The 24,366-nt window shown below is 62.5% G+C and carries 22 protein-coding genes; 15 read left to right on the forward strand and 7 right to left on the reverse strand.

Going from position 1 to position 24,366, the window contains the following annotated elements; genetic code table 11:
* Positions 1 to 143: 143 nt before the first annotated feature.
* Entirely contained in the window at positions 144 to 551 is a 408-nt protein-coding gene (mgsA, locus tag B5G28_RS00945; protein ID WP_087245502.1) for a methylglyoxal synthase, read from the forward strand.
* Between the two features lie 94 nt (positions 552 to 645).
* Here the strand turns inward: mgsA and mnmA are convergent, their stop codons facing one another.
* Positions 646 to 1,713 (reverse strand): tRNA 2-thiouridine(34) synthase MnmA, encoded by a 1,068-nt coding sequence (mnmA, locus tag B5G28_RS00950; protein WP_087245504.1) that lies wholly within the window; start codon positions 1,711 to 1,713, stop codon positions 646 to 648.
* A gap of 1 nt (position 1,714) precedes the next feature.
* Positions 1,715 to 2,176, reverse strand: coding sequence for a ribonuclease HI (gene rnhA, locus B5G28_RS00955; RefSeq protein ID WP_087245506.1), 462 nt, complete (start codon positions 2,174 to 2,176; stop codon positions 1,715 to 1,717).
* Between the two features lie 546 nt (positions 2,177 to 2,722).
* Here rnhA and B5G28_RS00960 point away from each other — a divergent pair.
* The 11 genes from B5G28_RS00960 to B5G28_RS01010 all read left to right on the forward strand — a co-directional run bounded on the left by B5G28_RS00960 (position 2,723) and on the right by B5G28_RS01010 (position 17,142).
* On the forward strand, positions 2,723 to 4,528 hold the full coding sequence (locus B5G28_RS00960; RefSeq protein WP_087245508.1) for a ribonuclease J: 1,806 nt from the start codon (positions 2,723 to 2,725) through the stop codon (positions 4,526 to 4,528).
* A 58-nt stretch (positions 4,529 to 4,586) separates the two neighbouring features.
* On the forward strand, positions 4,587 to 6,566 hold the full coding sequence (locus tag B5G28_RS00965; protein WP_242956738.1) for a DHH family phosphoesterase: 1,980 nt from the start codon (positions 4,587 to 4,589) through the stop codon (positions 6,564 to 6,566).
* A 113-nt stretch (positions 6,567 to 6,679) separates the two neighbouring features.
* Positions 6,680 to 7,783 carry a UDP-galactopyranose mutase gene (glf, locus tag B5G28_RS00970; protein WP_087245510.1) on the forward strand — a complete coding sequence of 368 codons (1,104 nt, stop codon included), beginning with the start codon at positions 6,680 to 6,682 and terminating at the stop codon, positions 7,781 to 7,783.
* Between the two features lie 145 nt (positions 7,784 to 7,928).
* Entirely contained in the window at positions 7,929 to 8,384 is a 456-nt protein-coding gene (gene rplI / locus B5G28_RS00975) for a 50S ribosomal protein L9 (RefSeq protein WP_087245512.1), read from the forward strand.
* A gap of 118 nt (positions 8,385 to 8,502) precedes the next feature.
* Positions 8,503 to 9,912: a replicative DNA helicase gene (dnaB, locus tag B5G28_RS00980; RefSeq protein WP_087245514.1), complete on the forward strand. Its 1,410-nt coding sequence runs from the start codon at positions 8,503 to 8,505 to the stop codon at positions 9,910 to 9,912.
* Between the two features lies 1 nt (position 9,913).
* Positions 9,914 to 11,386 carry a tRNA lysidine(34) synthetase TilS gene (gene tilS, locus B5G28_RS15165; protein ID WP_087245516.1) on the forward strand — a complete coding sequence of 491 codons (1,473 nt, stop codon included), beginning with the start codon at positions 9,914 to 9,916 and terminating at the stop codon, positions 11,384 to 11,386.
* A 3-nt stretch (positions 11,387 to 11,389) separates the two neighbouring features.
* Positions 11,390 to 11,941 carry a hypoxanthine phosphoribosyltransferase gene (gene hpt / locus B5G28_RS00990; RefSeq protein ID WP_087245518.1) on the forward strand — a complete coding sequence of 184 codons (552 nt, stop codon included), beginning with the start codon at positions 11,390 to 11,392 and terminating at the stop codon, positions 11,939 to 11,941.
* Between the two features lie 118 nt (positions 11,942 to 12,059).
* Positions 12,060 to 14,171: an ATP-dependent zinc metalloprotease FtsH gene (ftsH, locus tag B5G28_RS00995; RefSeq protein WP_204228790.1), complete on the forward strand. Its 2,112-nt coding sequence runs from the start codon at positions 12,060 to 12,062 to the stop codon at positions 14,169 to 14,171.
* Positions 14,172 to 14,207: 36 nt separating this feature from the next.
* Positions 14,208 to 15,293, forward strand: coding sequence for a hypothetical protein (locus B5G28_RS01000; protein ID WP_087245522.1), 1,086 nt, complete (start codon positions 14,208 to 14,210; stop codon positions 15,291 to 15,293).
* A 64-nt stretch (positions 15,294 to 15,357) separates the two neighbouring features.
* Positions 15,358 to 16,275 (forward strand): hypothetical protein, encoded by a 918-nt coding sequence (locus B5G28_RS01005; RefSeq protein WP_087245524.1) that lies wholly within the window; start codon positions 15,358 to 15,360, stop codon positions 16,273 to 16,275.
* Between the two features lie 21 nt (positions 16,276 to 16,296).
* Positions 16,297 to 17,142 (forward strand): Cof-type HAD-IIB family hydrolase, encoded by an 846-nt coding sequence (locus B5G28_RS01010; RefSeq protein ID WP_087245526.1) that lies wholly within the window; start codon positions 16,297 to 16,299, stop codon positions 17,140 to 17,142.
* A 69-nt stretch (positions 17,143 to 17,211) separates the two neighbouring features.
* Here B5G28_RS01010 and B5G28_RS01015 read toward each other — a convergent pair whose 3' ends face one another.
* The 4 genes from B5G28_RS01015 to htpG all read right to left on the reverse strand — a co-directional run bounded on the left by B5G28_RS01015 (position 17,212) and on the right by htpG (position 21,491).
* The gene (locus B5G28_RS01015) at positions 17,212 to 17,445 is read right to left on the reverse strand and encodes a PF20097 family protein (protein ID WP_087245528.1); all 234 of its coding nucleotides are present in this window, start codon (positions 17,443 to 17,445) and stop codon (positions 17,212 to 17,214) included.
* Between the two features lie 17 nt (positions 17,446 to 17,462).
* Positions 17,463 to 18,293 carry an RNA methyltransferase gene (locus tag B5G28_RS01020; protein ID WP_087245530.1) on the reverse strand — a complete coding sequence of 277 codons (831 nt, stop codon included), beginning with the start codon at positions 18,291 to 18,293 and terminating at the stop codon, positions 17,463 to 17,465.
* Between the two features lie 31 nt (positions 18,294 to 18,324).
* On the reverse strand, positions 18,325 to 19,455 hold the full coding sequence (locus B5G28_RS01025; protein ID WP_087245532.1) for a 5-bromo-4-chloroindolyl phosphate hydrolysis family protein: 1,131 nt from the start codon (positions 19,453 to 19,455) through the stop codon (positions 18,325 to 18,327).
* Positions 19,456 to 19,562: 107 nt separating this feature from the next.
* Positions 19,563 to 21,491, reverse strand: a complete 1,929-nt coding sequence (gene htpG / locus B5G28_RS01030; RefSeq protein ID WP_087245534.1) for a molecular chaperone HtpG — start codon at positions 21,489 to 21,491, stop codon at positions 19,563 to 19,565.
* 222 nt (positions 21,492 to 21,713) lie between these two features.
* Here htpG and B5G28_RS01035 point away from each other — a divergent pair, with 222 nt between their 5' ends.
* The 3 genes from B5G28_RS01035 (at position 21,714) to B5G28_RS01045 (ending at position 23,599) form a co-directional block, all read left to right on the forward strand.
* On the forward strand, positions 21,714 to 22,490 hold the full coding sequence (locus tag B5G28_RS01035; protein WP_087245537.1) for an alpha/beta hydrolase: 777 nt from the start codon (positions 21,714 to 21,716) through the stop codon (positions 22,488 to 22,490).
* A gap of 116 nt (positions 22,491 to 22,606) precedes the next feature.
* Complete coding sequence (locus B5G28_RS01040) at positions 22,607 to 23,047, forward strand: hypothetical protein (protein ID WP_087245539.1); 441 nt, start codon at positions 22,607 to 22,609, stop codon at positions 23,045 to 23,047.
* Between the two features lie 45 nt (positions 23,048 to 23,092).
* Positions 23,093 to 23,599, forward strand: a complete 507-nt coding sequence (locus B5G28_RS01045; protein WP_087364265.1) for an HD domain-containing protein — start codon at positions 23,093 to 23,095, stop codon at positions 23,597 to 23,599.
* A 158-nt stretch (positions 23,600 to 23,757) separates the two neighbouring features.
* On the opposite strand, the gene tnpA is transcribed toward B5G28_RS01045, so the two are convergent.
* A complete protein-coding gene (gene tnpA / locus B5G28_RS01050) occupies positions 23,758 to 24,234 on the reverse strand; it encodes an IS200/IS605 family transposase (protein ID WP_087245540.1) in 477 nt (158 codons plus the stop codon).
* Positions 24,235 to 24,366 lie beyond the last annotated feature (132 nt).

Genomic DNA, 24,366 nt, shown 5'->3' on the forward strand with positions numbered 1-24,366 from the left:
AATCTCGTCTCATTCTAAAAAAAATTGAAGGTTCTGTATAAAAACGGTTGCTATTCTGAGAAAAATGTGGTAACATTATGATTGGAATGGCAGCATATTTGATTGGTATTGATTTTGAGTCTAGGCAAAGGAGATGGATACGGATGACGATTGCGCTGATCGCACATGACTCTAAAAAGGAATTGATGGTGCAGTTCTGTACGGCGTATTGCCGTATCCTCAGCCAGAACCAGCTTGTGGCCACCGGAACAACCGGCAAATTGATTGCCGAGTCCACCGGTCTGCCGGTCAAGCGGTTTCTGTCGGGCAAACAGGGCGGTGACCAACAGATCGCGGCCCGCATTGCTTGCAATGAGATTGACCTGCTCATCTTCTTCCGGGACCCGATCAATGCCAAGCCCAGCGAACCCAATGAAATGACCCTGCTGCGTCTGTGCGACGTACATAATATTCCGATGGCGACCAACATCGCTACCGCCGAGGTGCTGATCCACGGTCTGGAGCGCGGCGACCTCGACTGGCGGAGTATTGTGAACCCGCCCCAGGCCTGATCGCAGGAATAAGAAAGTGTGAAAAGAACCCCGCCGCCCGGTTCGGTCCGGAAGCGGCGGGGTTCTTTTTTGATGTGTTTTGGATGCCGGCGGGTTATTCGGCCCGCAGGATGAAGCCGCTGCCCACCACGGCGCCGTCCTGATAGAAGGCGGCGGTCTGGCCGGGCGCAGGGGCCCGCACCGGCTCCTCAAAGACCAGGACAGCCTCCCCGTCGAAGCGGGCGGGCTGGGCCTTGGCGGCGCTGCGGACCTTGACCTGATAGGTTCCGGCGGGCAGGGGAGCGCCGTCGGGGGTGACCAGGTCGGCCACCGTCACGGTGGTGAAATATTCCTCTCCGGCCCGGGCCAGCTGAATGTCGCCGTTGTCCAGGATAGAGCGGATGAACACCGGCTCGCCCAGGGCGATGCCCAGGCCCTTGCGCTGGCCCACCGTGTAGTGGAGGACACCCTTGTGGGGGCCCAGGTCCTCCCCGTCGGGGGAGATGAACCGTCCGGCCTTGCCGGACAGGCCCCGCTCCTCGATGTAGGCGGCGTAGTCCCCGCTGGGAATGAAGCAGATCTCCATGCTGTCGGGGGCATCGGCACAGTCCAGGCCGAAGTCCCGGGCCATTTCCCGGACGTCGTCCTTTTCAAATTCGCCCAGAGGCAGAATCAGACGGCTGAGGACCGCCTGGTCCAGCCGGCTGAGCATGTAGCTCTGGTCCCGGGCAATGCTTTCGGGCAGGTGAATCCGGCTGACGCCGTCGGCGTCCACCTCCACCCGGGCATAATGGCCGGTGGCGATGTACTGGATGCCCAGACGGTCGGCGGCCGCCAGCAGGGCGGTGAATTTTACCGCCGGATTGCAGCGGACGCAGGGATTGGGGGTGCGGCCGGCGCAGTAGTCGGCGCAGAAGGGGGTCACCACTTCCCGCTCAAACAGCTCCTGGGCGTCCAGCACCAGGCATTCGATGCCCATCTGCTGGGCGGCCCGCTGGGCAGCCTCCACCGCCCCGGCGTGGGCGTCGGAGAAGCGGATCACCGCGCCGGTCACTGCGAAGCCCTGCTGCTGCAGCACCCGCACCGTCACGCTGGAGTCCACCCCTCCGCTCATCCCCACCAGGACCTTGTCCTGCTCCTCGTAGGTGTCGAACCCGTTGCCGGGCAAAAATGCGTCGTTCATGTCAATTCTGCCTCCCGCCATGTGCTTTGCTCTGGGCTACGGCCAGCTGGTCGCACCGCTCATTTTCGGGGTGCCCTGCGTGGCCCTTCACCCAGATGTAGGTGATGGTGTGTTTTTCAGCCAGCTCCAGCGCCTTGGCCCACAGGTCGGCGTTCAGCGCGGGGGACTTGTCGGCCTTTTTCCAGCCCCGGGCCCGCCAGGATTTGGCCCAGCCCTTTTCCAGCCCGTTGATGACATACTGGCTGTCGGAACAGTAGCGCACCTCGCAGGGCTCTTTCAGCAGGCCCAGCGCCTCGATGAAGGCTGTCAGCTCCATCCGGTTGTTGGTGGTGGCGGCGTCCCCGCCGCTCAGTTCCTTTTCATAGACTTTTTCGCCGCTGCGGTACCGCAGAACCGCTCCCCAGCCGCCCGGGCCGGGGTTGCCGCTGCAGGCGCCGTCGGTGTAGATCTCAACCTTTTTCATCCTGTTCTCCTGCAAAACGTAAAGAGCATTCTACCTCTTATATTAGAGGCACCGGACCCGTTCTGTCAAGCCCAAATGCACAGGCCGCGGGCCGGGGCCGCAGCGGGGGGCAGGGGAGCCGCTGGGCATTTTTGGAAAAAACATCCGCTCCGCCCCGGGGCTTTGTCGCACATACGATGCATTTTGCCTCCCGGGCCGCCCTGTATGCTCCCAGGGGTGGTATATTTGGTGACTGCGTCGCCCAAGCTTGAATTGACAAAAGCGGGTGCAGATACTATAATTGTTCCAAATAGAACGCGCGGAAGGGTGCATGTACAGCATGCGCCTGCCATCCCGGGGGCTGGCCGCGGTCGCATTGAGCAGATGGACCGTGCAGGCTGACCCAAGGCCCCGGGGGCAAAAAAGATCTCACCGATCACAAAAAAGATCATAGAGCCGGAGACCGGCTTTTTATAATACGATTGTTTACCGGAGACCGGGCAGAATGCCGCGGCCTCCCCGTCGGCATGGGTAAGATACCCTGCCGCATTTGTTTTGGAGGTACAAATGGCACAGGCAAAAGAGAATACGGGCAGCCCGTCCAGCAACGCAAGACGGAACAATTCCAGCGGTGAGGGCCGGACCCAGCGCCCCCGCCGCCCCATGTATACCCGGCGCCCCCGGCGTCCTCAGAACGTCCAGAAGGGCGGCACCCGCGTGCCCATCCACATTTATCCTCTGGGCGGCCTGGGAGAAGTGGGCAAGAATATGACCGTCTACGAGTGCTGCGGCGATATGATTATCGTGGACTGCGGCTTGGTTTTCCCCGACAGCGAGATGTACGGCGTGGATATGGTCATCCCCGACTTCACCTTTGTGCTGCAGAATAAGGACAAGATCAAGGGCCTGCTGATTACCCACGGCCATGAGGACCACATCGGCAGCATTCCCTACCTGCTGCAGAAGATGGACCTGCCGGTGTACGGCACCAAGCTGACCCTGGGCCTCATCCGCAACAAGCTGGAGGAGTTCAACCTGGCGGGCCGCACCCACTTTGTGGAGATCACCCCCAAGCAGAAGCTGCGTCTGGGCTGCTTCACGGTGGAGCCCATCCACGTCAACCACTCCATCCCCGATTCGGTGGGCTTTGCCATCGACAGCCCGGCGGGCGTCATCATCCAGACCGGCGACTTCAAGATCGACTACACCCCGCTGGCCTGCGGCCCCACCGATCTGACCACCCTGGCCGAATACGGCCGCCGCGGCGTGCTGGCCCTGCTGAGTGATTCCACCAACGCCGAGCGCCCCGGCTTCACCGCCACCGAACAGAAGGTGGCCGCCGGCGTCCACAACCTGTTCACCCAGGCCCGGAACAAGCGGATCATCATTGCCACCTTTGCGTCCAATATCTACCGCATCCAGCAGATCATCGACCTGGCGGTCCAGGAGGGCCGCAAGGTGGCTTTCAGCGGCCGCAGCATGGTGAATAATACCGCCATGGCCCAGGAGCTGGGCTATATGCACATCCCCGACGGCACCCTCATCAACATTGAGGAGCTGAACCGATACGCCCCCGAGGAAGTGGTGCTGATTACCACCGGCAGCCAGGGCGAGCCTTTGAGCGCTTTGTCCCGGATGGCTTCCTGCAGCCACCGCCAGGTGCGGGTGGGCCCGGGCGACTTCATCATCATCTCGGCCAACCCCATCCCCGGCAACGAAAAGAGCGTCACCAAGATTGTCAACGGCCTGCTGATGCTGGGGGCCGAGGTCATCTACGAGAGCATGTACGACGTGCACGTGTCGGGCCACGCCTGCCAGGAGGAGCAGAAACTGATGCTCACCCTGACCAAGCCCAAGTACTTCCTGCCGGTCCACGGCGAGTACAAGCAGCTGAAAAAGCATGCCCTGACGGCGGCCAGCCTGGGCATCCCCCACAGCAATATCCTCATCGCCGAGAACGGCTCCAACGTCATCCTGACCCAGGACGAGATCAAACTGGGCGACCCGGTGACCGCCGGCGCCGTGATGGTGGACGGCCTGGGCGTGGGCGACGTGGGCAATGTGGTCCTGCGGGACCGCAAGCACCTGTCCGAGGACGGCCTGGTCATCATTGTGGCCACCGTGGACAGCAAGACCGGCAAAGTCCTGGCCGGGCCCGACCTGGTGAGCCGCGGCTTTGTCTATGTGCGTGAAAACGAAAGCCTGATGGACGGCGCCCAGAGCACCGTCGAGATGGCTCTGAACCGCTGTGTCGAGGAGCACGTCCGCGACTGGAACAGCGTCAAGACCCGGATGCGCGAGGCTCTCAGCAGCTATATCTACCGGCGTACCAAGCGCAGCCCGATGATTCTGCCCGTTCTGATGGAGGTCTGAGCAAGACCCGCGGGCATAGTTTTTCCTCCCCGGGAGGAAGGGAAGAGAGGCATCCGCCATGAAGCAAAAACCCAGATGGACGCTGGAAATGTTTACGGCGGGCTTTGCGCTGCTGGCAGCTGTGCTGATGTTGCTGCTGCTGATGGTGCAGCCGGCTGTCTGGCCTGTGCTGCTGGTACTCGTCGTTTTGTGCGGGGTGCTGGTGGTGGTGTCCCGGTACCGTGTGCGCCGCTGGGCGGCGCGCTGGGTGACCGGCACCAGCTTTGAGAACTCCAAGACCCAGTACAGCCTGGCATCCCTGTCCCAGCCGGCGGCCCTGCTCAGCGGGGACACGGTGGTCTGGTATAACATCCCCTTCCGGGATTATGTGCTGAACGGCGCCGACCAGCTGGCCGGCCGGGTCAACAAGCTGCTGCCGGGCCTGGAACTGGCCCAGTGCGGCACCCCCAACGGCCAGGTTCTGGCCTGCGCCAGCGGTGTGTGGCGGATTCACGCCTCCACCGTGGACGGCGAGGGGAAAGAGAAAACCAGCATTCTGGTCCTCAACGATGAGACCGCCCTGCGCAAAATCGAGAACGAATACAAGGCCAGCCGCCCCGGCTATATGATTTTCTCGGTGGACGGCTACGACGACGTGTTCAGCGATATGCTGGACAGCGAGAGCGCCCGCCTGCTGGAGCGGATCAACCGCACCATCGAGGGGATGATCGCCCGGGGCACCGGCTTCCTCCGCCGCGTGGCCAATGGCCGCTATATCGCGGTGGTGGAGGAGCGCCAGCTGGAGCAGTTTGCCCAGCAGGGCTACGACGTGCTGGATAAAATCCGCGCCCTGGAGCCCAGCGTCAACCTGTCCATTTCCATCGGCATCGGCCGGCGGGCCCCCACGCTGCATGAGGCCCAGGAGATGGCGGTGCAGGCTCTGGACATGGCTCAGGGCCGCGGCGGCGACCAGGCCGCCGAGATGACCCCCGACGGCTTTACCTTCTACGGCGGCGTCAGCCACGGCGTGGAAAAGCGCAGCAAGGTCCGCAGCCGTATCGTGGCCGAGGCCCTGGTGGAACTCATCAAGGCGGCGGACCACGTGGTCATCATGGGCCACCGGATGAGCGATCTGGACGCCATCGGCTCGGCCGAGGGCGTGCTGCGGATCTGCAAGATCTGCGACGTGCCGGCGGTCATTGCCGTCCGGCGGGAGGCCACCCTGGCCACCAGCCTGATCCATGCCATTGAGGACGCCGGCCAGGAGAGCGACTTCATTGATCCCCGCAGCGCTCTGGCCATCATCACCAAAGAGACTCTCTGCATCGTGGTCGATACATACCAGGTTGGCCAGGTGGAGAGCAAGGAAATTCTGGACAAGTGCGGCAAAGTCGCGGTCATTGACCACCACCGCAAGGGCGTGGGCTATATCGAGAACGCCGTTCTGGTCTGCCATGAGCCCTACGCCTCCTCGGCCAGTGAGCTGGTCACCGAGCTGCTCCAGTATGTGGGCGGCCGGGACGACAAGCCCACCCGGGTGGAAGCCGAGGGTCTGCTGTCCGGCATCATGCTGGATACCCGGAATTTCAGCCTTCATACCGGCGTGCGCACCTTTGAGGCGGCCGCGGCCCTGCGCCGCTACGGCGCCGAAACTGAGCGCGCCTGGTCCCTGTTTGACGTCAGCCTGACCGAATACAACTCCAAGGCCGGCCTTGTCTCCAAGGCGCAGATGTACAAGGGCTGCGCCGTGGTTCTCAGCGGCGAACTGCCGGCGGAGGCCCAGGTGGCCGTTCCCCAGGCAGCCAACGACCTGCTGAGCATCGAGGGAGTGCAGGCCAGCTTTGTGGCGGTTCAGACCGGCAGTATGGTCAAGATTTCGGCCCGCAGCATGGGCCAGGTCAATGTCCAGGTCATTATGGAGAGCCTGGGCGGCGGCGGCCATCAGACCATGGCGGCCACCGTCCTCAAGCACACCTCCCTGGACCAGGCCCGGGAGCGCCTCCACGCCGCCATCGACGGCTACCGTGCGTCCCAGAAGAAGGGCAGCGCCAAGGACTGACGTCCCGGCGCGCCTCCATCATCCGCTGAACGGGTGCGGCTGCAGAGCAGACGCGCCTTTTCAGCACAACGGGCTGGCCTGTCCGGCCCGTCCCCGAACAAAGGAGAAGCGGAATGAAGCAGTATGATTATCTGATCGTGGGCGCCGGCCTGTTCGGCGCGGTTTTCGCCCAGGAGGCCCGCCGGGCCGGCAAGCGCTGCCTGGTCATCGACCGGCGCAGCCACATTGCAGGCAACATCTACACCGAACAGGTGGAGGGCATCAACGTCCATCGCTACGGCGCTCATATTTTCCACACCAACTCCAAGGACGTGTGGGATTATGTGGGCCGCTTTGCCACCTTCAACCGCTACACCAACAGCCCCATCGCCAACTACCACGGCGAAATCTACAACATGCCCTTCAATATGAACACCTTCAACCGGATGTGGGGCGTGGTGACTCCTGCCGAGGCCAAGGCCGAGATCGAGCGCCAGCGGGCCGCCGCCGGCATCACCGAGCCCAAAAACCTGGAGGAGCAGGCCATCAGCCTGGTGGGCACCGATATCTACGAGAAACTGGTGAAGGGCTATACCAGCAAACAGTGGGGCCGCCCCTGCGACCAGCTGCCGGCCTTCATCATCAAGCGGCTGCCGGTCCGCTTCACCTACGACAACAACTATTTCAACGCCCTCTATCAGGGCATCCCCAACGGCGGCTATACCGCCATGGTGGAGGGGATGCTGGAGGACACCGAGGTCCGCCTGGGTGTGGATTACCTCCAGGAAAAGGAGTCTCTGGACGCCCTGGCCGACCGCGTGGTCTATACCGGCCCCATCGACGCCTATTTCGGCTATCGCCTGGGCGCGCTGGAATACCGCAGCGTCCGGTTTGAGACCGAGGTGCTGGACACCGACAACTACCAGGGCAACGCGGTGGTGAACTACACCGACGCCGAGACCCCCTACACCCGGATCATCGAGCACAAGCACTTTGAGTTCGGGACCCAGCCCAAGACGGTCATCAGCCGGGAGTACAGCGCTGAGTGGAAGGTGGGGGATGAGCCCTACTATCCCGTCAACGACGACAAGAACGGCGCCCTGTATGCCCAGTACCGGGCCCTGGCCGACGGGGAGAAGAACGTCCTGTTCGGCGGACGCCTGGGCGAGTACCGCTACTACGATATGGACAAGATCATTGAGAGCGCCCTGGAGGCCGTCCGGAAGGAACTGGACTGAGGGGCTGCGGACCGGGTTTCGGTCTGTCACCCGGTCACAAAAGACGTCGCCGCGCCCTTGCCGAAACGGCCGGGATGCGGTATACTAAAGGAAGAAAATGGGCCTGGTGTGCAGACGCCGCCGGGCCGGAAATGAGGGATCATCCATGAAGGTTATTTTGAAGCAGGACATCAAGGGAATCGGCAAGAAGGACGAAATCCATGAGGTTTCGGACGGCTACGCCCGCAACTACCTGTTCCCCCGCAAGCTGGCGGCTGTGGCCGATGCCAGCGCCCTGAACGTTGCCCGCAGCAAGGAGGCCGCCGCCGACTTCCATGAGGCGGAGAATGTGGCCGCTGCCCAGGCTCTGGCTGCCAAGATCAACAGCCGCATCGTCACCGTCAAGGCCAAGGGCGGCGCATCGGGCCGCCTGTTCGGCAAGGTCACCAGCAAGGAAATTGCTGCCGCCCTGTCGGAGGCTACCGGCGAGACGGTGGACAAGAAGAAAATCGAGCTGGAGATCAAGGACATCCGGGATGCCGGCGTGTTCAACGGCAAGGTCCGGCTGTATCCGGGCGTTGTGGCCAGCTTTAAAGTGAATGTGGAGGTCGAGCAGGCGTAAAAGCTGCGACGGCTGCCGCTGCGCTCCCTGCAAAAAGGGGGCGCTTTTTTGGCTGAAAGAGGGCTGCAAGCCCGTTTGGCCCATTTATGCCCATTTATGGTAGAAAGGGGGAGTACCCATGCCGGAGGAACGCCGCCGTTCCCGCTATGGCAGTGAGCTGAATCTGGAGAGCATGGGCATCCAGCCGCCCTACAGTATGCAGGCAGAGCAGAGCGTGCTGGGCGCCGTCCTGCTCAAGCCGGACGTTTTGACCGACCTGGTGGAAATCGTCCGCCCCGAGATGTTCTACGCCACCCAGAACGGCCGGATTTATTCCGAGATGATCCGGCTGTTTACCGGCGACCAGACCATCGACTTTGTCACCCTGCTGGACGCGGTGGTCTCGGACAATATTTTCGCCAGCCCCGACGAGGCCAAGGTCTACCTGACCGGCCTGGCCGAGACGGTGCCCAGCATCTCCAACGTCAAGGCCTACGCCGAGATCGTCCAGGAGAAGTACCTGGTCCGCCAGCTGATGGGTGTGGCCACCGACATTCTGCAGGACGCCGGCGATGAGCCGGACGCCTCCATGCTGCTGGAGACCGCCGAGCAGCGGCTGTATGAGATCCGCTCCGGCCGGGATTCCAGTGCGTTGACGCCCCTGTCCTCCAGCATGGTGGAGACCCTGACCAACCTGCAGAAGATCAGCGGCCCCGACGCCGACAAGTACAAGGGCATTCCCACCGGGTTCCGGCTGCTGGACACCGTCCTCACCGGCCTGGGCCGGGGCGACCTGATTATCCTGGCGGCCCGTCCCGGCATGGGCAAATCCAGCTTTGCACTGAACATCGCCACCCGCGTGGCCATGAAACAGCACATCCCGGTGGCCATTTTCAGCCTGGAAATGACCAAGGAGCAGCTGACCAATCGCATCCTCTCGGCCGAGGCCGGCATCGACAGCCAGGCCTTCCGCACCGGCGCCCTGACCGCTTCGGACTGGGAGTATCTGGCTCTGGCCACCGAAAAGCTCCACGATGCCCCCATTTACATGGACGACACCTCGTCCATCACCATCACCGAGATGAAAGCCAAGATCCGCCGGATCAACCAGGACCCCAGCCGGCCCAACATCGGCCTGATCGTCATCGACTATCTGCAGCTGATGACCTCCGGCCTGCGGACCGAAAACCGGGTCCAGGAGATCAGCACCATCACCCGAAACCTCAAGATCATGGCCAAGGAGATGAACGTCCCCATCATCGCCCTGAGCCAGCTGTCCCGTGCGGTGGAAAAACAGGGCAGCAATTCCAGCCACCGCCCCCAGCTGTCCGACCTGCGCGATTCGGGTTCCATCGAGCAGGACGCCGACTGCGTCCTGTTCCTCTACCGCGACTCCTACTACGCCAGCCAGCAGCCCGACGGCGCAGAGGTGGACGCCGACACCGCCGAGTGTATTGTGGCCAAAAACCGCCACGGCGAGACCAGTACCGTCCCGCTGGGTTGGGACGGCGCCCACACCCGGTTTATGGATGTGGATTTCCAGCACTGATATGAGCCAGAACGACGCCGAAATCCTCCAGACAACCCAAGCCCGGGTGCTTGCCCATTGTGGGCAGGCCGGGCTTTTTGTGCATGGACAGCGGGTGGTGGCGGCCGTGTCGGGCGGGGCCGACAGCATGGCCCTGCTGCGGATGCTTCTGGCCCTGGCGGAACCGCTGGGGATCACCGTCACCGCCTGCCATGTGAACCACCGGCTGCGGGGTCCTGCGGCCGACGCAGACGAAGCCTTTGTCCGGGCCCAGTGCGCCCGGCTGGGGGTGGAGCTGCGGGTGTTCCGGGCAGGGGAGGAGGGCCTGCCCCTGGCCGATGGCGGGGAGGCGGGAGCCCGCAATCTCCGCTATGCCTGTTTTGAACGGCTTCGCCGGGAAGGGATAGACCGGGTGGCCACGGCCCATACTGTTACAGATCAGGCGGAAACCCTGCTGTTCCGGCTGGCCCGGGGAACCGGGCTGCATGGGGCGGGGGGCATCCGCCCGGTGCGGGACTTCTATGTCCGGCCCCTGCTCTGCTTAACGCGGGCAGAGGTGGAGGCCTGCTGCGCCGCCTGGGGCCAGAGCTGGGTCACCGATGAGACCAACCTCTCGGACGCCTACGCCCGCAACCGCCTCCGCCACGACGCCCTGCCCGCCCTGCGCCAGGCCAATGCCGGCGCCGAGCGGAATCTGGCCCGCTTCTGCGAAAAGGCCGCCCAAGCCGACGCCTATTTTGCCCGGGCCGCCGCCGGCCTGCTGGACCAGGCCGCCCGGGTCGAGCCCCAGGACTGCCCCCCGGCGGTCCGCCGGGTTCTGGAAAGCGGGGGACCGGTCTGGCGGCTGGAGGTGCTCCGGCAGGCCGACCCTCTGATTCTGGAGGCGGCGGCCCACGCCCTGGTGGCCCCCCACCGGGACCCGGAGGAGCTGTATATCCGCCTTTTGTGCCAGCTGGTGGAAAAGGGGACCGGCGCGGTCCAGCTGCGCCCCGAGGTGCGGCTGCGGGCCGGTCAGGGCTTTTTCTGGCAGGAGGACGCCCCGGCCCCGCCGGCGTCTCCTCTGGAAGCCGTGCCCTTCTGCCCCGAAAAACAGGCCGAATATCCCCTCGGCGGGGGACAATGGCTCTGTGTGCGGCTGTCCCGCCATAGTTTTCAAGAAAAAACACAGGTCGTTCACAAAAAAGACTTAAAAAATGTAGCAGATTATGCTAGAATAACCATGTTGCATCCTGCCCTTACCCTGCGCAGCCGCCTGCCGGGGGACCTGTACCGGCCCGCCGGCCGCAGCGTCACTAAGCCCCTGCGCAAATGGATGAACGAACAGGCCATCCCTCCCCAGGTGAGGGACAGCCTGCCGGTGCTGGCAGACGGCAGCGAGGTGGTATGGGTCTGCGGTGCAGGCTTTGCGGAAGGCCTGGCCCCTCATCCGGGGGACGACGGCCTGACCCTGTACCTGGAGATACAAACCCGAAAGGGAGAAGAGAGAGGACGTTGAGTCATGGATATGCGCGACGACATTCAAACGGTTCTGGTCACCGAAGAACAGCTGAAAGCCAAGGTGGCTGAGCTGGGTGCTCAGATCAGCCGGGACTACGCAGGCAAGGACCTGCTGCTGGTCTCGATTTTAAAGGGTGCTGTGGTCTTTATGGCCGACCTGATGCGGGCGGTCACCATCCACTGCAGCATTGATTTCATGGTGGTGTCCAGCTACGGCGGCACCAATACCCAGACCACCGGCCTTGTCAAGATTGTCAAGGACCTGGACGCCGACCTCACCGGCCGGGACGTTCTGATCGTGGAGGACGTGCTGGACACCGGCGTCACCCTGTCCCACCTGGTGCCGATGCTCAAGATGCGCAACCCCAATTCGGTCCGGATCTGTGCCATCCTTGACAAGCCCGCCCGCCGCAAGACCGACATCGCCGCCGATTACCGCGGCTTTGAGGTGCCGGACGCCTTTGTGGTGGGCTATGGCCTGGACTACGACGAAAAATACCGCAACCTGCCCTATGTGGGCGTACTCAAGCCGGAGATCTACGAGGGGGAATAACCCCGGGCGGCCGGCACAAACCACCCAATAATTTCAGAATGGGAGTTGATTGTTTTTGCAGCAGAAAAGACCGCACCTGAACCCGCTGATCCTGGCGCTGGCGCTGGCCGCCGTGCTGATGATCTGGTCGGTGTTCACCACCTCCAACAGCACGACCGGCTCCACCATGAGCTATTCCACGGTGGTGCATTACTTTGAACATTTGCAGGTGACCTCCTTCACCCTGGACCGGAACACCAGCGTCATCACCATGACCATCAAGGAGGGCGACCTGCCCCTGCCCGGCGCCACCGATGACACCGCTTCGGTGCCCTCCGGCGGCCTGGTTTCGGGCCTGTTTGGCTCGGGCAGCACCTCCGGCGATTCGGTGCAGCAGAATCCGGACGGCACTGTAACCGTCCGCTACCAGCTGCCCTACGCCGGCCTGTTCATCAATGAGGTTCAGACCTATATTGAGGCCTACGACGCCGCCAACCCCGACGCCCCCATGGAGTACGACTACACCGCCCTGCGGGAGTCGGTGCCCTGGATGGAGATTTTCTTCTATCTGGCCATGCTGGGCTGTACCGGGTTCATTCTGTTCTCGATGCTGCGGGGCGGCGCTGGCGGCGGCAACGTCATGAACGTGGGCCGCGCCCGTGTCAAGGATGAGTCCACCAACCAGAAAACCGCCACCTTTGCCGACGTGGCCGGCGAGGACGAGGAGAAGGAAGAGCTGAAGGAGGTCGTGGAGTTCCTCAAGAGCCCCGACAAGTTCAACTCTCTGGGCGCCCGGATTCCCCACGGCGTCCTGCTGGTAGGCCCTCCGGGCACCGGTAAAACCCTGCTGGCCCGTGCCTGCGCCGGCGAGGCAGGCGTGCCCTTCTATTCGATTTCCGGTTCGGACTTCGTGGAAATGTACGTCGGTGTCGGCGCATCCCGTGTCCGCGACCTGTTCGACAAGGCCAAAAAGACCATGCCCTGCATCATCTTCATCGATGAGATCGACGCCGTGGGCCGCCAGCGCGGCGCCGGCCTGGGCGGCGGCCACGACGAGCGCGAGCAGACCCTGAACCAGCTGCTGGTGGAGATGGACGGCTTTGAGGCCAACGACGGCATCATCGTCATGGCTGCCACCAACCGCGCCGACATTCTGGATAAGGCGCTGCTGCGCCCCGGCCGTTTTGACCGCCAGGTCTATGTGGGCCTGCCCGATGTCAAGGGCCGTGAGGAAATCCTCAAGGTTCACACCCGCAAGAAGCCTCTGGCTCCCGACGTCTCCCTCAAGGTGATTGCCCAGCGCACCGCAGGCTTTGCCGGCGCCGACCTGGAGAACCTGGTCAACGAGGCCGCCCTGCTGGCGGCCCGCCGCAACCGCAAAGCCATCACCATGGAGGACATCGAGGAAGCTTCCATGAAGGTGATGGCCGGCCCCGAGAAGAAGAGCCGCGTGGTCACCCCCGAGGAGAAGAAGCTCACCGCCTATCACGAGGCGGGCCACGCTGTGGCGGGCTTCTACTGCAAGCACCACCCCCGTGTCCACGAAATCACCATCATTCCCCGCGGCCAGGCTGGCGGCTACACCATGTACCTGCCGGAAAAGGATCGCTCCTACGTGACCCGCGGCGAGATGTTCGAGGACATCGTGTCCAGCCTGGGCGGCCGTGTGGCCGAGCAGCTGATCCTGGACGACATCTCCACCGGTGCCTCCAACGACCTGCAGCAGGCCACCAACATCGCCCGCCAGATGATCACCCGCTACGGCTTCTCGGAGCGTCTGGGCCCCGTGGTCTATGGCACTTCGCAGGAAGAGACCTTCCTGGGCCGCGACTTTGCCCAGGGCAAGGGCTACAGTGAGACCACCGCTGCCGAGATCGACAGCGAAATCCGCGATATCATCGACGAGGCCTATGAGACCTGCCGCCGCACCCTGACCGAGCACATCGATCAGCTCCACGCCCTGGCCCAGGCCCTGATCGAGCGCGAGAAGCTGAACGAGGCCGAGTTCAACGCCATCATGCGGGGCGAGAAGCTGCCGCTGCGGAAGGATGAGGATGCCCCGGTCCAGCCGGCTGCCCCCGCAGCTCCGGTTCAGGAGACTCCGGCGCCGGCCCCTGAGGCCCCTGCCGCCCCGGCCGCAGAGGATGCGGCCCCTGCCGGCGATGCAGCGGAGCTGCCGGTGGAAGAGGCCCCGGCCCAGCCCGCCGCCCAGGACGAAACCAATCCGGACCACAAGCCGGAACAGCCGTAACCAGCCGCCTCAGCAGACAGCAAAGGAGTGAGTGCAGTGGAGGAAAGTTTTGACCCGATTGCTCAAACCAGAGCCAACTATTATACCCCGGGCAGCCCGGTCCAGTTTGTTCGCGTGGAGCTGCTCAAAGGCAGCGTCAGCGGAGACCGCGCCGTCTGCCTGACCTTCAAAAATATTTCCCGGGTGAATCTGACCGCCCTGGAGATCCGCTTCAAGTGCAAAACCACCGGCGGCGAGGTCCTCTGTGAGGACGAATTCGAGTACCGGGACCTGGACGTCAAGCCCGGGGAACTGTTCGGCATGGACGATGCGGTCTTTATCACCCAGAAACCCATTGTCAGCGTGGACGTGGTTCTCTGCAACGTCTACAACGGCAAGCGGGTGGTCAAGCTGGACAACATCAAGCGGGTCCGGCTGCCGGCGCCCCGCACCCTGCCCGACGACCTGGCCGCTGCCCTGGAGGAGCGGATGGGCCGCAAGGGGATGCGCTATGCGCCCCAGGTGCTGGACTGCGGATGGTACTGTGCCTGCGGCGCCTTCCACCCCAAGGAAGAGGACACCGTCTACTGCAGTGAGTGCGGCTCCGACCGCATCCTGCTGCAGAATGCCCTGAATACTCTGATGCAGCCCGAGCAGGACACCGATTCCGAGGACCTGCCTCCCCAGGGCGGCGATACGGCGGAAGTGACTGCCCCCGCGCCCGCCCCGGCCGAGCAGGAGGATGTGGAGCCCACCCGCATTGTGGGCGGGCCGGTGGAGACCGGCGGCACCCGTGCCTTTGAGCCGGTGCAGCCCTCCCGGCGGGAGTCCACCCCCCGGGTCAGCCAGGAAACCCGGCTGTTTACCCAGCCCAGCCAGCCGCCCCTCACCTCCCGCCGCCGGGACGATGACCTGGAGGACGAGGAAGAGGCCGGCGCCACCCGCACCGTCCGTGCGGCGGACCGCTGGAAGGATCAGCCTACCCGTTACAATCGCGCCGCCCCGGTGGAGGACGACGAGGATGAGGAAGATGACCGCGACCCGGTGGCCGAGAATATCGTCCGCTGGGTGCCGCCGGTGACCGCTCTCATCTGCGCGGGCATTGCGCTGTACGGCTTTGTGTACTATCAGTTCTTTATGTAACACCCGCAGGGGGGAGCGCGTTTTGGCCGCTCCCCCTGTTTTGAGTTGAGAAAGGGGGGAGAAGATGCCCGAGGAATACCTGCAGGCCGCCTTTGAGATCAAGGCTTCCTGCGACGAGATCAGCCGGCGGGTTCTGCGCTGGCACTGGGAGAACAAGCCTGGCGCCCACAGTTTTGAGTCCCTGCTGGAACATCTGGAACGCCGCCAGGAGGAGAGCCCGGCCTATTACGGCCATATGCCCGACATCGGGCGGAAGACCAGCTGGCAGCAGCTGGATACCACCCTCTGCATGCGGGTCCTGCTGGACCCCGAAAACGATGCCTCCCAGCCGCTGGACCTGCTGGGCAGTACCGCCCACCCCGGGGCCGCCCGCCGTGCCTGCAACGCGGTGCGGATGGCCCGCAACGAGGCCGCCCATGCGGCGGACCGCTCCAGCGGCGGCCGTGCGGCCATTCTCTTTGACGAGGCGGTGGAGTGCATCGAGGAGGCCTACGCCGGGACGGCTTTCAGCGAGCGGGAGCTGGCCAAATATTATGAGCTCTCCAGCGAATACCTTCGCCGGTGCGGCGTCGGGGGCAAAAACGCCCCTCCGCCCCAACAGGAGGCCCCCGAAGCCGGACAGCCTGCCCCCGAGGTCAACGTGTATCCCACCGGCGCGGCCCGCCAGAAGGCTGCCGCAGCCCGGGAAAAGAGCGCCTCTGCCGCCCGCACGGGGACCCGCTCCGGAACCAGGGAGAAGGACTCCAAAACCGGCGCGTCCGGTTCCCGGAGCAGCTCTTCCGGCAAAACCGGGTCGGGGAGCACGTCCCGCAAGACAGGGCAGAGCAGCACCCGCAGCAGCTCCAAAGGCCGGGGACGGCCTGGCGGCCGCGCCAAAAAGGAGAAGGACACCGGCAGTCAGGCCGCCCTGTTTTTGGCAGTGGCGGCGCTGGTCATCGGCCTGCTAATGCGGGCCGCCGGCATGGGATTGTGGATTTTCTGAGACAAGATGGGGAGGAACAGGATGGAAAAGCGACTGATTTTTCTGGACATCGACGGCACCCTGATCGAGCCGGGCCGGATGGAGCCGCCGGCCAGCGCCGTAGAGGCGGTGGAAAAGGCCCGTGCCAACGGCCACAAGGTGTTCCTGTGCACCGGCCGCAACTATAAAATGACCTCTCCGGTGCTCCACTATGGCTTTGACGGCTATGTGTCCAGCGCCGGCGGGTATGTGGTCTGCGGGGACAAGGTCCTCTTTGACTGCCCCATGGACAAGGCCCAGAGCGACGGCCTGCGGGCCATTCTGGAGGCCAACGGGGTGGAGTGCACCCTGGAGGCCCGGGACGCCACCTTTGGCGGGACCCAGATGATGGAACGTCTGTCCTCCTACCAGAAGTCCCGCCCCGGTTCCCTGAACAGCGAGCTGGAGCGTTGGCGGCAGGCCTTTGCCGATGGAATGCTGATCCGGCCCCTGACCGAGTATCAGGGAGAGCCCATCTATAAAATCTGCTACATCGCCGACCGGGCCGAGGCGCTGGCCCCGGCCAAGGCGGCCTTTGGGGATCAGTTTGTGTTCTGTGAGCAGACCACCTTCAACCACGGTCCCGGCTGCATCAATGGCGAGCTCATCAACCGCAAGTTCAACAAGGGCGAGGGCATCCGCCGCATCTGTGAATACCTGGACGTCCCGACTGCGTCGGTGATCGCTTTTGGCGACAGCGAAAACGACCTGGAAATGACCGATGTGGCCGGCATCAGCTATTGCATGGCCAACGGTGCCGAGGCTCTGAAGGCCCGCTGTGACCGGGTCTGCCCCTCGGTGAAGGAGGACGGCATCGCCCGCGCCTTCGCGGAGCTGGGCCTGATTTAAACTAAACCGCGTACATAAAAACACCGCGCGTCTTTGGCTCTTTGTGGGCCGGAGGCGCGCGGTGTTTTGTTACAGGTTCTTGTTGGGGTAGGAGCTGGCGTCCAGAATGATCCGCTTGCACTGGGGACAGCAGAAACTCGCGATCCGGTGGGGACCGAACCAGCATTGCCCCAGCTGCAGCGCGTAGGTTTCATCGGGATAGGGTAAAAGGGTGAGGGGATGGCTCTGGGCGGTCCACAGAGCCGGCCCGCCGATGGTCAGATATCCTTCGTGCATGGGAGTGTGACAGAAAGGACAGTCCATGTTGCCTTACCTCCGGATCAGTCCCGGGCCCGCAGCTGCCAGAAGGCCACCGCGCTGGCCGCGGCCACGTTGAGAGAGTCCACCCCGTGGGACATGGGGATCTTGACGGTGTAGTCGCACTGGGCGATGGTCTCGGCAGAGAGTCCGTCCCCCTCGGTGCCCAGAATCAGGGCCAGACGGTCCTCGGCCATCAGGGCCGGGTCGTCGATGGACACCGACCGGTCGCTGAGGGCCAGGGCGGCGGTCTTGAACCCCAGCTCGTGGAGCTGGGCCAGACCCGCCCCCGGCCAGTCGGCGGGCAAAGCGCTAATCTGGGTCCAGGGCACCTGGAACACCGTTCCCATGCTGACCCGCACCGCCCGGCGGCAGAGGGGATCGCAGCAGGAAGGAGTCACCAGGACGGCGTCGATGTGGAGGGCCGCCGCCGAGCGGAAAATAGCTCCCACGTTGGTGGAGTCCACAATGTTTTCCAGGACCGCTACCCGGCGGGCTCCCGGACAGAGGGCTTCCACCGGGGGCAGGGCCGGCCGGTGAAAGGCGGCCAGCACACCCCGGGTCAGCTGGTAGCCGGTGAGGGCGGTGAGAATCTCCCGGTCGGCGGTGTAGACGGGGACGTCGCCGCACCGGGCCAGCACCTCATGGGCGGGGCCGTCGATTTTCCGGCGTTCCATCAAAAAGGACAGGGGCTGATACCCTGCGTCCAGGGCCCGGTCGATGACCTTGGGGCTCTCGGCAATGAAAACCCCTTTCTCGGGTTCCAGACGGTTTCGCAGCTGATTTTCGGTCAGCCGGGCGAACACGTCCAGGGCGGGGTTGTTCAGATCGGTGATTTCAATGATATTCGGCATGGTTTCTCCTTGATGACGGGATGATGGCGTGTCACGGCTGGACCGAGAATCCGCTGTCTCCCGACAGGCCGTCCAGATTCAGCATCCCTTCCAGGGCGGCAATGTCCGCCGACACATCCAGCGCGTCGGACTGGAACAGCTTGTCCAGCTGGTTTTCAAAGGCGGTGACCAGCAGGTCCAGAGACCGCTGGATGCTCTGCTTGGTGCGGGTGATGTTTTCGCCAGCCACCCCCTGGCTGTCCAGCTGGGCATAGGTGTTCAGCAGTTTGAGGGAGGTGGGCAGGTAATAGCTGATGAATTTCCGCAGCTGCTCCTGTTTGGAGGCGTCTTTCTCCGCCAGGGCGAAAATCCGGGCGGAAATCTGTTCCAGCCGGGCGGCCTTTTCCTGCATGACGGGGTCGGACAGGGCGCTGCCTGCCTGATGGAGCTGCCGCAGCAGTTTCTCGTACTGGGTCTCGTCGGTGGGGTCCGGTTCGGGGGCCGGCGGCGGGGCAGGGATGGGGGCAGCGCCCCGCACCACCAGAAAGTCGGTGCGGTTGTCGATGTAGGCATCGGGGCCGAAATAGCCGTGGTCAATGGCGCTTTCCAGGATTTTGCGGCCCTTGTCGGCGGGGATGCCGGCGGCTGCAAACAGTTCCTGCAGAGGGATGTTGTCCTGGTCGCCCACCACCTTGTCCAGCTGGCGCTCCAGTTTGCTGACCCGCTTGAGCATCAGACTGAAGGCCAGGGCTCCGCCGCCGCCCACAATCATGCACAGAAAGGTGAAAAGGGCGTTCCAGTTGCTGCTGCCTATCCAATCGCCCATACCGACCACGCCGGTCACCAGCAGGATGGCTCCCGCTATGGTGCACAGCTGGGTGATTTTCTGCTGATGGCGCTTGGATCGCTGCTGTTCCAGAGTGGGGTGGTCGTGATTGGCTGTGTAGTGGGCACTGTAGTTGTAGGGCTCGTTTTGGGAGTTGGCCTGGCGGGTGTCCTGGGGACGGAAGTCGGCAGCGTATTCCTGCCGCTCCCGGGCGGCCCGGAGCTCTTTCTTTTCGCTGTCCCGGTCGATGGCTCGGACGATGAACAGAATCACCGACAGCCAGGGCGCCAGGCCCAGCAGAATCAGCAGGGCAATGGTGGGAATATGCGCGAAATAGTGTCTGCGTTGCGGTTGCATAAGATGATGACCTCCCAAGCTAAGACGACAAAACGAGCCGTGCTCCTTCTATTATAATGGAACACGGCTCGTTTGTTAAGATTGATTTTTGAGAGGGGGAGCGGCCCTTACTTCATCAGGGCGCAGACGGCGTCGGCGTAGGCGACGGGATCGTCCACCGGCAGGCCCTCAATCAGCTGGGCCTGTGCGTAGAGGATCTGGCTGTACTGGGCCACCTTGTCGGTGTCGCCGGCCTCCTGAGCGGCCTTCAGGACCGCAAAGACCGGGTGAGAGGCGTTGATTTCCAGCACCTTGTCGCTCTTGACGTCCTCGCTGCCGGGCTGGCGGGACAGCACCTTCTCCATCTCGATGGACAGGGGGCCGTCGGCCGACAGGCAGACGGGGTGATCCTTCAGACGGGTGGAGACCCGCACTTCCTTGATCTTGCCTTCCAGGGCGGTCTTCATGGCGTCGAACAGGGACTTGTTCTCAGCGGTGGCCTCCTCGGCGGCCTTCTTCTCCTCCTCGGACTCCAGGCCCAGGTCGTTGCTGTTGATGTTCTTGAACTCAACGGTGCCGTCCTTGCCCTCGGCGTCCTTGCGGGGGAAGCTGTGCATGATCTGGAAGCAGAACTCATCCACGTCCTCGGTCAGGAGCAGCAGGTCATAGCCCTTGTCCAGCACCAGGGATGCGGTGGGCAGCTTGGCCAGACGGTCGGCGGAGTCGCCGGCGGCGAAGTAGATGTACTTCTGCTCGGCGGGCATCTTCTCCACGTACTCCTCCAGGGTCACCATCTTCTGCTCCTTGGCGGAGTAGAACAGCAGCAGGCCCCGCAGCAGCTCGGCGTGCATGCCGTAGTCGGAGTAGGCGCCGAACTTGATCTGACGGCCGAACTCCTTCCAGAAGGCCTCATACTTCTCCCGGTCGTTGACCAGCATGGCGTTCAGCTCGTTCTTGATCTTCTTCTCCAGGGCGTTGTGGATCAGCTTGAGCTGGCTGTCCTTCTGGAGGGTCTCACGGCTGATGTTCAGGCTCAGATCCTGGCTGTCCACGATGCCCTTCACAAAGCTGAAGTAATCGGGCAGCAGGTCGGCGCACTTGTCCATGATGAGGACGCCCGAGGCATACAGGGCCAGGCCCTTCTCGTACTCCTTGGTGTAGTAGTCGTAGGGGCGGTGAGAGGGGACGAACAGCAGGGCATTGTAGTTGGCAGTGCCCTCGGTCCGGCTGACAATCACCCGGGCGGGATCAGCGTAGTCGCCGAAGTGGTTCTTGTAGAAGGCGTTGTACTCCTCGTCGGTGACCTCGCTCTTCTGCTTTTTCCAGATGGGGACCATGCTGTTCAGGGTCTCCAGCTCGGTGTACTCCTCCCACTCGGGGGTGTAGTTCTCGGGCTTGGGATCGGGTTCGGGCTTCTGGCGGCTCTTGGTCCGCTCCATCTGGATGGGGTAGCGGATGTAGTCGCTGTACTTCTTCACGATGGCCGACACGCCGTACTCCGAGACGTAGTTGTCGTAGTTTTCGGTGTCGGTGTTGTCCTTGATGTGCAGGATGATGTCGGTGCCGGCGGTCTCCTTCTCGGCGGGGGTGATTTCATAGCCCTCCACGCCGCTGGACTCCCACTGCCAGGCCTGGTCGCTGCCGTGGGCCCGGGTGATGACGGTGACATGGTCCGCCACCATAAAGGCAGAGTAGAAGCCCACGCCGAACTGGCCGATGATGTCGATGTTTTCATCGGTGTTTTCGGTCTTGAAGTCCTGGCTGCCCGAGTGGGCGATGGTGCCCAGGTTCTGCTCCAGCTCCTCCCGGGTCATGCCGATGCCGTTGTCCGAGACGGTCAGCACCCGGTTTTCCTTGTCCAGGGTGAGCAGGATGCGGAAGTCCTCCCGGTTCATCCCCACCGAGGTGTCGGTCAGGCTCTTGAAATAGAGCTTGTCGATGGCGTCGGAGGCGTTGGAGATCAGCTCACGCAGGAAGATTTCTTTATTGGTATAGATCGAATTGATCATCAGGTCCATCAGCTTTTTGCTTTCGGCCTGGAACGGCTGCATTGCCATAGCAAAAACCTCTTTTCTTCTCTCAACCAGTGCCAGTATAACTTAGCACTCAAATGTTCTGAGTGCTAATATACACCGTTTCAGCCCGAAAATCAAGCCCTGCGGGGGTTCCTTCATAAAAAGTTTAAAAATCCTCTTTCCAGCCGGGGCCCTCTGCGGTACAATAGGAGTCGGGCGGCCGCGCCCGGCAAAGGGACAGCCGCCGCCCGGGAGGAGAACGCAATGAGAGTTGAAAAGCTGAAAGCAGGCGCTGCCGAGCTGACGGTGTACCTGTGGGAACCGGCGGCCGTAATGCCCCTGACCGCCACCCGGCCTCTGGTGCTGGTGGTGCCGGGGGGCGGCTATGAACACGTCAGCCAGCGGGAGAGCGACCCGGTGGCCCTGCGGTTTCTGGCGGCGGGATATCATGCCGCCGTGCTGCGGTACAGCGTGGAGGATGGGGCCCGGGACTACCGGCCTCTTTCGGAGCTGAGCGAATCCCTGGCCCTGCTGCGGGCCCGGGCAGAGGAATGGGGCATCCGGCCCCATCAGATTGCGGTGTGCGGATTCTCGGCGGGAGGACATCTGGCCTTGTCCTCGGCGGTGCTGGATCTGCCCGGCCGCCCGGCGGACCAGCAGCGGCCCGACGCTTTGATCCTCAGCTATCCGGTGGTGACGGCGGGCCCTTATGCCCATCGGGGCAGCTTTGTCCGCCTGTCCGGCACCGGGGACCTGGAGGCCCACCGCGCCTTTGGCCTGGAGGACAAGATCACCCCGGCGGTGCCGCCGGTCTTTGTCTGGCACACCATGGAGGACGCCACCGTCCCAGTGGAAAATACACTGATGCTGGTGTCGGCCCTGCACCGGGCCGGCGTGCCCTGTGAGGCCCACCTGTTCCCCCGCGGCAAACATGGCCTGAGCGTCTGCACCGCCGAGGTGGGCAACGAGATGCCCCATCCCGGCCGGTGGTTCGAGCTGGCGGCCGAGTGGCTGGGGGAACAGTTCAACTACCATGTGTGATGCGTGTTTTGCGTAAATACGAAGAAAAAATTGTGGAAAACGGTTGACATAGACAAACCGATTTTGTATACTATGGAGCGGAGGGCATCCGCTCCGGAAAAAGGAGAGCGATCTGTATGCCATTCCATGACAACCAGCCCAGAATTTCGGTGAAGGGCCTGCTGATGCAGGCATTTCTGACCGGGTGGGAGCGGTCCGACAAGAGCATTTCCCAGGACGAATACGTCGACAGCTCGATCCGCGTGATTGAGACCATGCAGGTGGAGCCCGAGAGCATTTATGCCGAGGAGGGCCTGGGTCTGCTGGACGGCGACGAAGTGGATCATCTGGATGATCTGCTGCGGGCCGACGGCGTCTGGCTTTACTACGGCGTGGAGGCGGAGAACTTCTTCCTCCTCCAGTGGTACCCGGACGATGCCGCAGCCAAGGCCAAGCTGGCCGACCTGGAAGCTCTGGGGGACGGGGTCCAGTACATTGTGGACCTGACCCTGCGGCGCGCCAATCCCTCGGATGCCGAAAATTTTGGGGATTCATCCCCGGTGCAGCTGCGCTCCTGAGAGCAGGAGGCAGCCGGGGCAGGCGATGATACAAGGAGGAACTCTATGGGTCTGTCTGAAACAGAACGCGTACATCTCCAGGGCATCCTGCAGAAATATGAGGAGGACCCGCGGGTGCAGGAAATGGATCAGTACATCCAGCACGGCTGCGTGACCACCTTTGAACACTGCCGGAATGTGGCCCGGGTGAGCTTCTGGATCAACCGACGTTTTCATCTGGGCGCGGACGAAACCGCGCTGGCCGTGGGCGCCCTGCTCCACGACTTCTACCTGTACGACTGGCACGTGGAGGGCCGCTTCCAGAACTGCAGCGGCCTGCGCACCATCTTCAAGATGCACGGCTTCATCCATCCGCTGCTGGCCCGGGACAACGCAGACCGCTGCTTTGGCCTGACCGCCAAGGAGAAGAACATCATCCGCAGTCATATGTGGCCCCTGACGCTGTTCCATGCGCCGTCCTGCCGCGAGGCCGTGATCGTCTGCATTGCCGACAAGTACTGCGCTGTGATTGAGGCCATGTACCGCAACCGCCAGAAGGCCATCTGCGTCTGATCTCCCCGGAGAATACATCCAAAGTCATGACCCCCGGCAAAGCCGGGGGCTTGAGGAAGCCCTAGAAGGGCATAATACGGACAAAGCCCCTCAAGGGGCCGCGAAACAATCGGCCAACTGCATTGCTGGCTCATGGCGGCCCCTTAAGGGGCTTTTCTTTATGCCTTGGTATTCTTACTACCCGTAAACGGGTCTATGAACTCCCTCATGCTCATTTGATCTGCAATTTTATCTTCTTCTAGTTGATTCTTAATGTATTCTCGTATTTTCTCCTTGTTTCGTCCCACTGTATCCACAAAATAGCCTCGTGCCCAAAAGTGCCTGTCTCCATACTTGTACTTTAAATTTGCATGGCGATCGAAAATCATTAAACTACTTTTTCCTTTGAGGTAGCCCATAATTTGTGATACACTGTACTTGGGAGGAATGCTTAGAAGCATGTGGATATGATCGGGGCATGCTTCTGCTTCGATGATTTCCACTCCTTTCTGTTCACACAGCTTTCTTAGAATTTGACCAATATCCTTCTTTATTTGCCCATATATTACCATCCTACGATATTTTGGAGCAAAAACCACATGATATTGGCATCTCCATGTTGTGTGCTGTAAGCTCTCTATGTCTTTTTCTCTCATTTTAAAAAGACCTCCTGGTATTTTTCTGCAGTTGGCCGACCGCAGACTTATTTTACCAGAAGGTCTTTTTATATGTAATTTTTCTACACTCCCCGGCAGAGCCGGGGGTTGTTTTTACGCTTAAGCAAACAA

The sequence above is a fragment of the Faecalibacterium sp. An77 genome, assembly GCF_002161315.1.
GTDB lineage: Bacteria > Bacillota > Clostridia > Oscillospirales > Ruminococcaceae > Faecalibacterium.

Bases quoted from the DNA above. Each gene is read 5' to 3' on its own strand.
- hpt (WP_087245518.1), top strand. From the start codon at position 11,390: ATGGATATGCGCGACGACATTCAAACGGTTCTGGTCACCGAAGAACAG.
- tnpA (WP_087245540.1), bottom strand. From the start codon at position 24,234: ATGAGAGAAAAAGACATAGAGAGCTTACAGCACACAACATGGAGATGC.
- B5G28_RS00965 (WP_242956738.1), top strand. From the start codon at position 4,587: ATGAAGCAAAAACCCAGATGGACGCTGGAAATGTTTACGGCGGGCTTT.
- mnmA (WP_087245504.1), bottom strand. From the start codon at position 1,713: ATGAACGACGCATTTTTGCCCGGCAACGGGTTCGACACCTACGAGGAG.
- B5G28_RS01035 (WP_087245537.1), top strand. From the start codon at position 21,714: ATGAGAGTTGAAAAGCTGAAAGCAGGCGCTGCCGAGCTGACGGTGTAC.
- B5G28_RS01010 (WP_087245526.1), top strand. From the start codon at position 16,297: ATGGAAAAGCGACTGATTTTTCTGGACATCGACGGCACCCTGATCGAG.
- ftsH (WP_204228790.1), top strand. From the start codon at position 12,060: ATGATCTGGTCGGTGTTCACCACCTCCAACAGCACGACCGGCTCCACC.
- mgsA (WP_087245502.1), top strand. From the start codon at position 144: ATGACGATTGCGCTGATCGCACATGACTCTAAAAAGGAATTGATGGTG.
- glf (WP_087245510.1), top strand. From the start codon at position 6,680: ATGAAGCAGTATGATTATCTGATCGTGGGCGCCGGCCTGTTCGGCGCG.
- B5G28_RS01040 (WP_087245539.1), top strand. From the start codon at position 22,607: ATGCCATTCCATGACAACCAGCCCAGAATTTCGGTGAAGGGCCTGCTG.
- htpG (WP_087245534.1), bottom strand. From the start codon at position 21,491: ATGGCAATGCAGCCGTTCCAGGCCGAAAGCAAAAAGCTGATGGACCTG.
- B5G28_RS01025 (WP_087245532.1), bottom strand. From the start codon at position 19,455: ATGCAACCGCAACGCAGACACTATTTCGCGCATATTCCCACCATTGCC.
- B5G28_RS01020 (WP_087245530.1), bottom strand. From the start codon at position 18,293: ATGCCGAATATCATTGAAATCACCGATCTGAACAACCCCGCCCTGGAC.
- B5G28_RS01005 (WP_087245524.1), top strand. From the start codon at position 15,358: ATGCCCGAGGAATACCTGCAGGCCGCCTTTGAGATCAAGGCTTCCTGC.
- B5G28_RS01045 (WP_087364265.1), top strand. From the start codon at position 23,093: ATGGGTCTGTCTGAAACAGAACGCGTACATCTCCAGGGCATCCTGCAG.
- B5G28_RS00960 (WP_087245508.1), top strand. From the start codon at position 2,723: ATGGCACAGGCAAAAGAGAATACGGGCAGCCCGTCCAGCAACGCAAGA.
- rnhA (WP_087245506.1), bottom strand. From the start codon at position 2,176: ATGAAAAAGGTTGAGATCTACACCGACGGCGCCTGCAGCGGCAACCCC.
- B5G28_RS01015 (WP_087245528.1), bottom strand. From the start codon at position 17,445: ATGGACTGTCCTTTCTGTCACACTCCCATGCACGAAGGATATCTGACC.
- rplI (WP_087245512.1), top strand. From the start codon at position 7,929: ATGAAGGTTATTTTGAAGCAGGACATCAAGGGAATCGGCAAGAAGGAC.
- dnaB (WP_087245514.1), top strand. From the start codon at position 8,503: ATGCCGGAGGAACGCCGCCGTTCCCGCTATGGCAGTGAGCTGAATCTG.
- tilS (WP_087245516.1), top strand. From the start codon at position 9,914: ATGAGCCAGAACGACGCCGAAATCCTCCAGACAACCCAAGCCCGGGTG.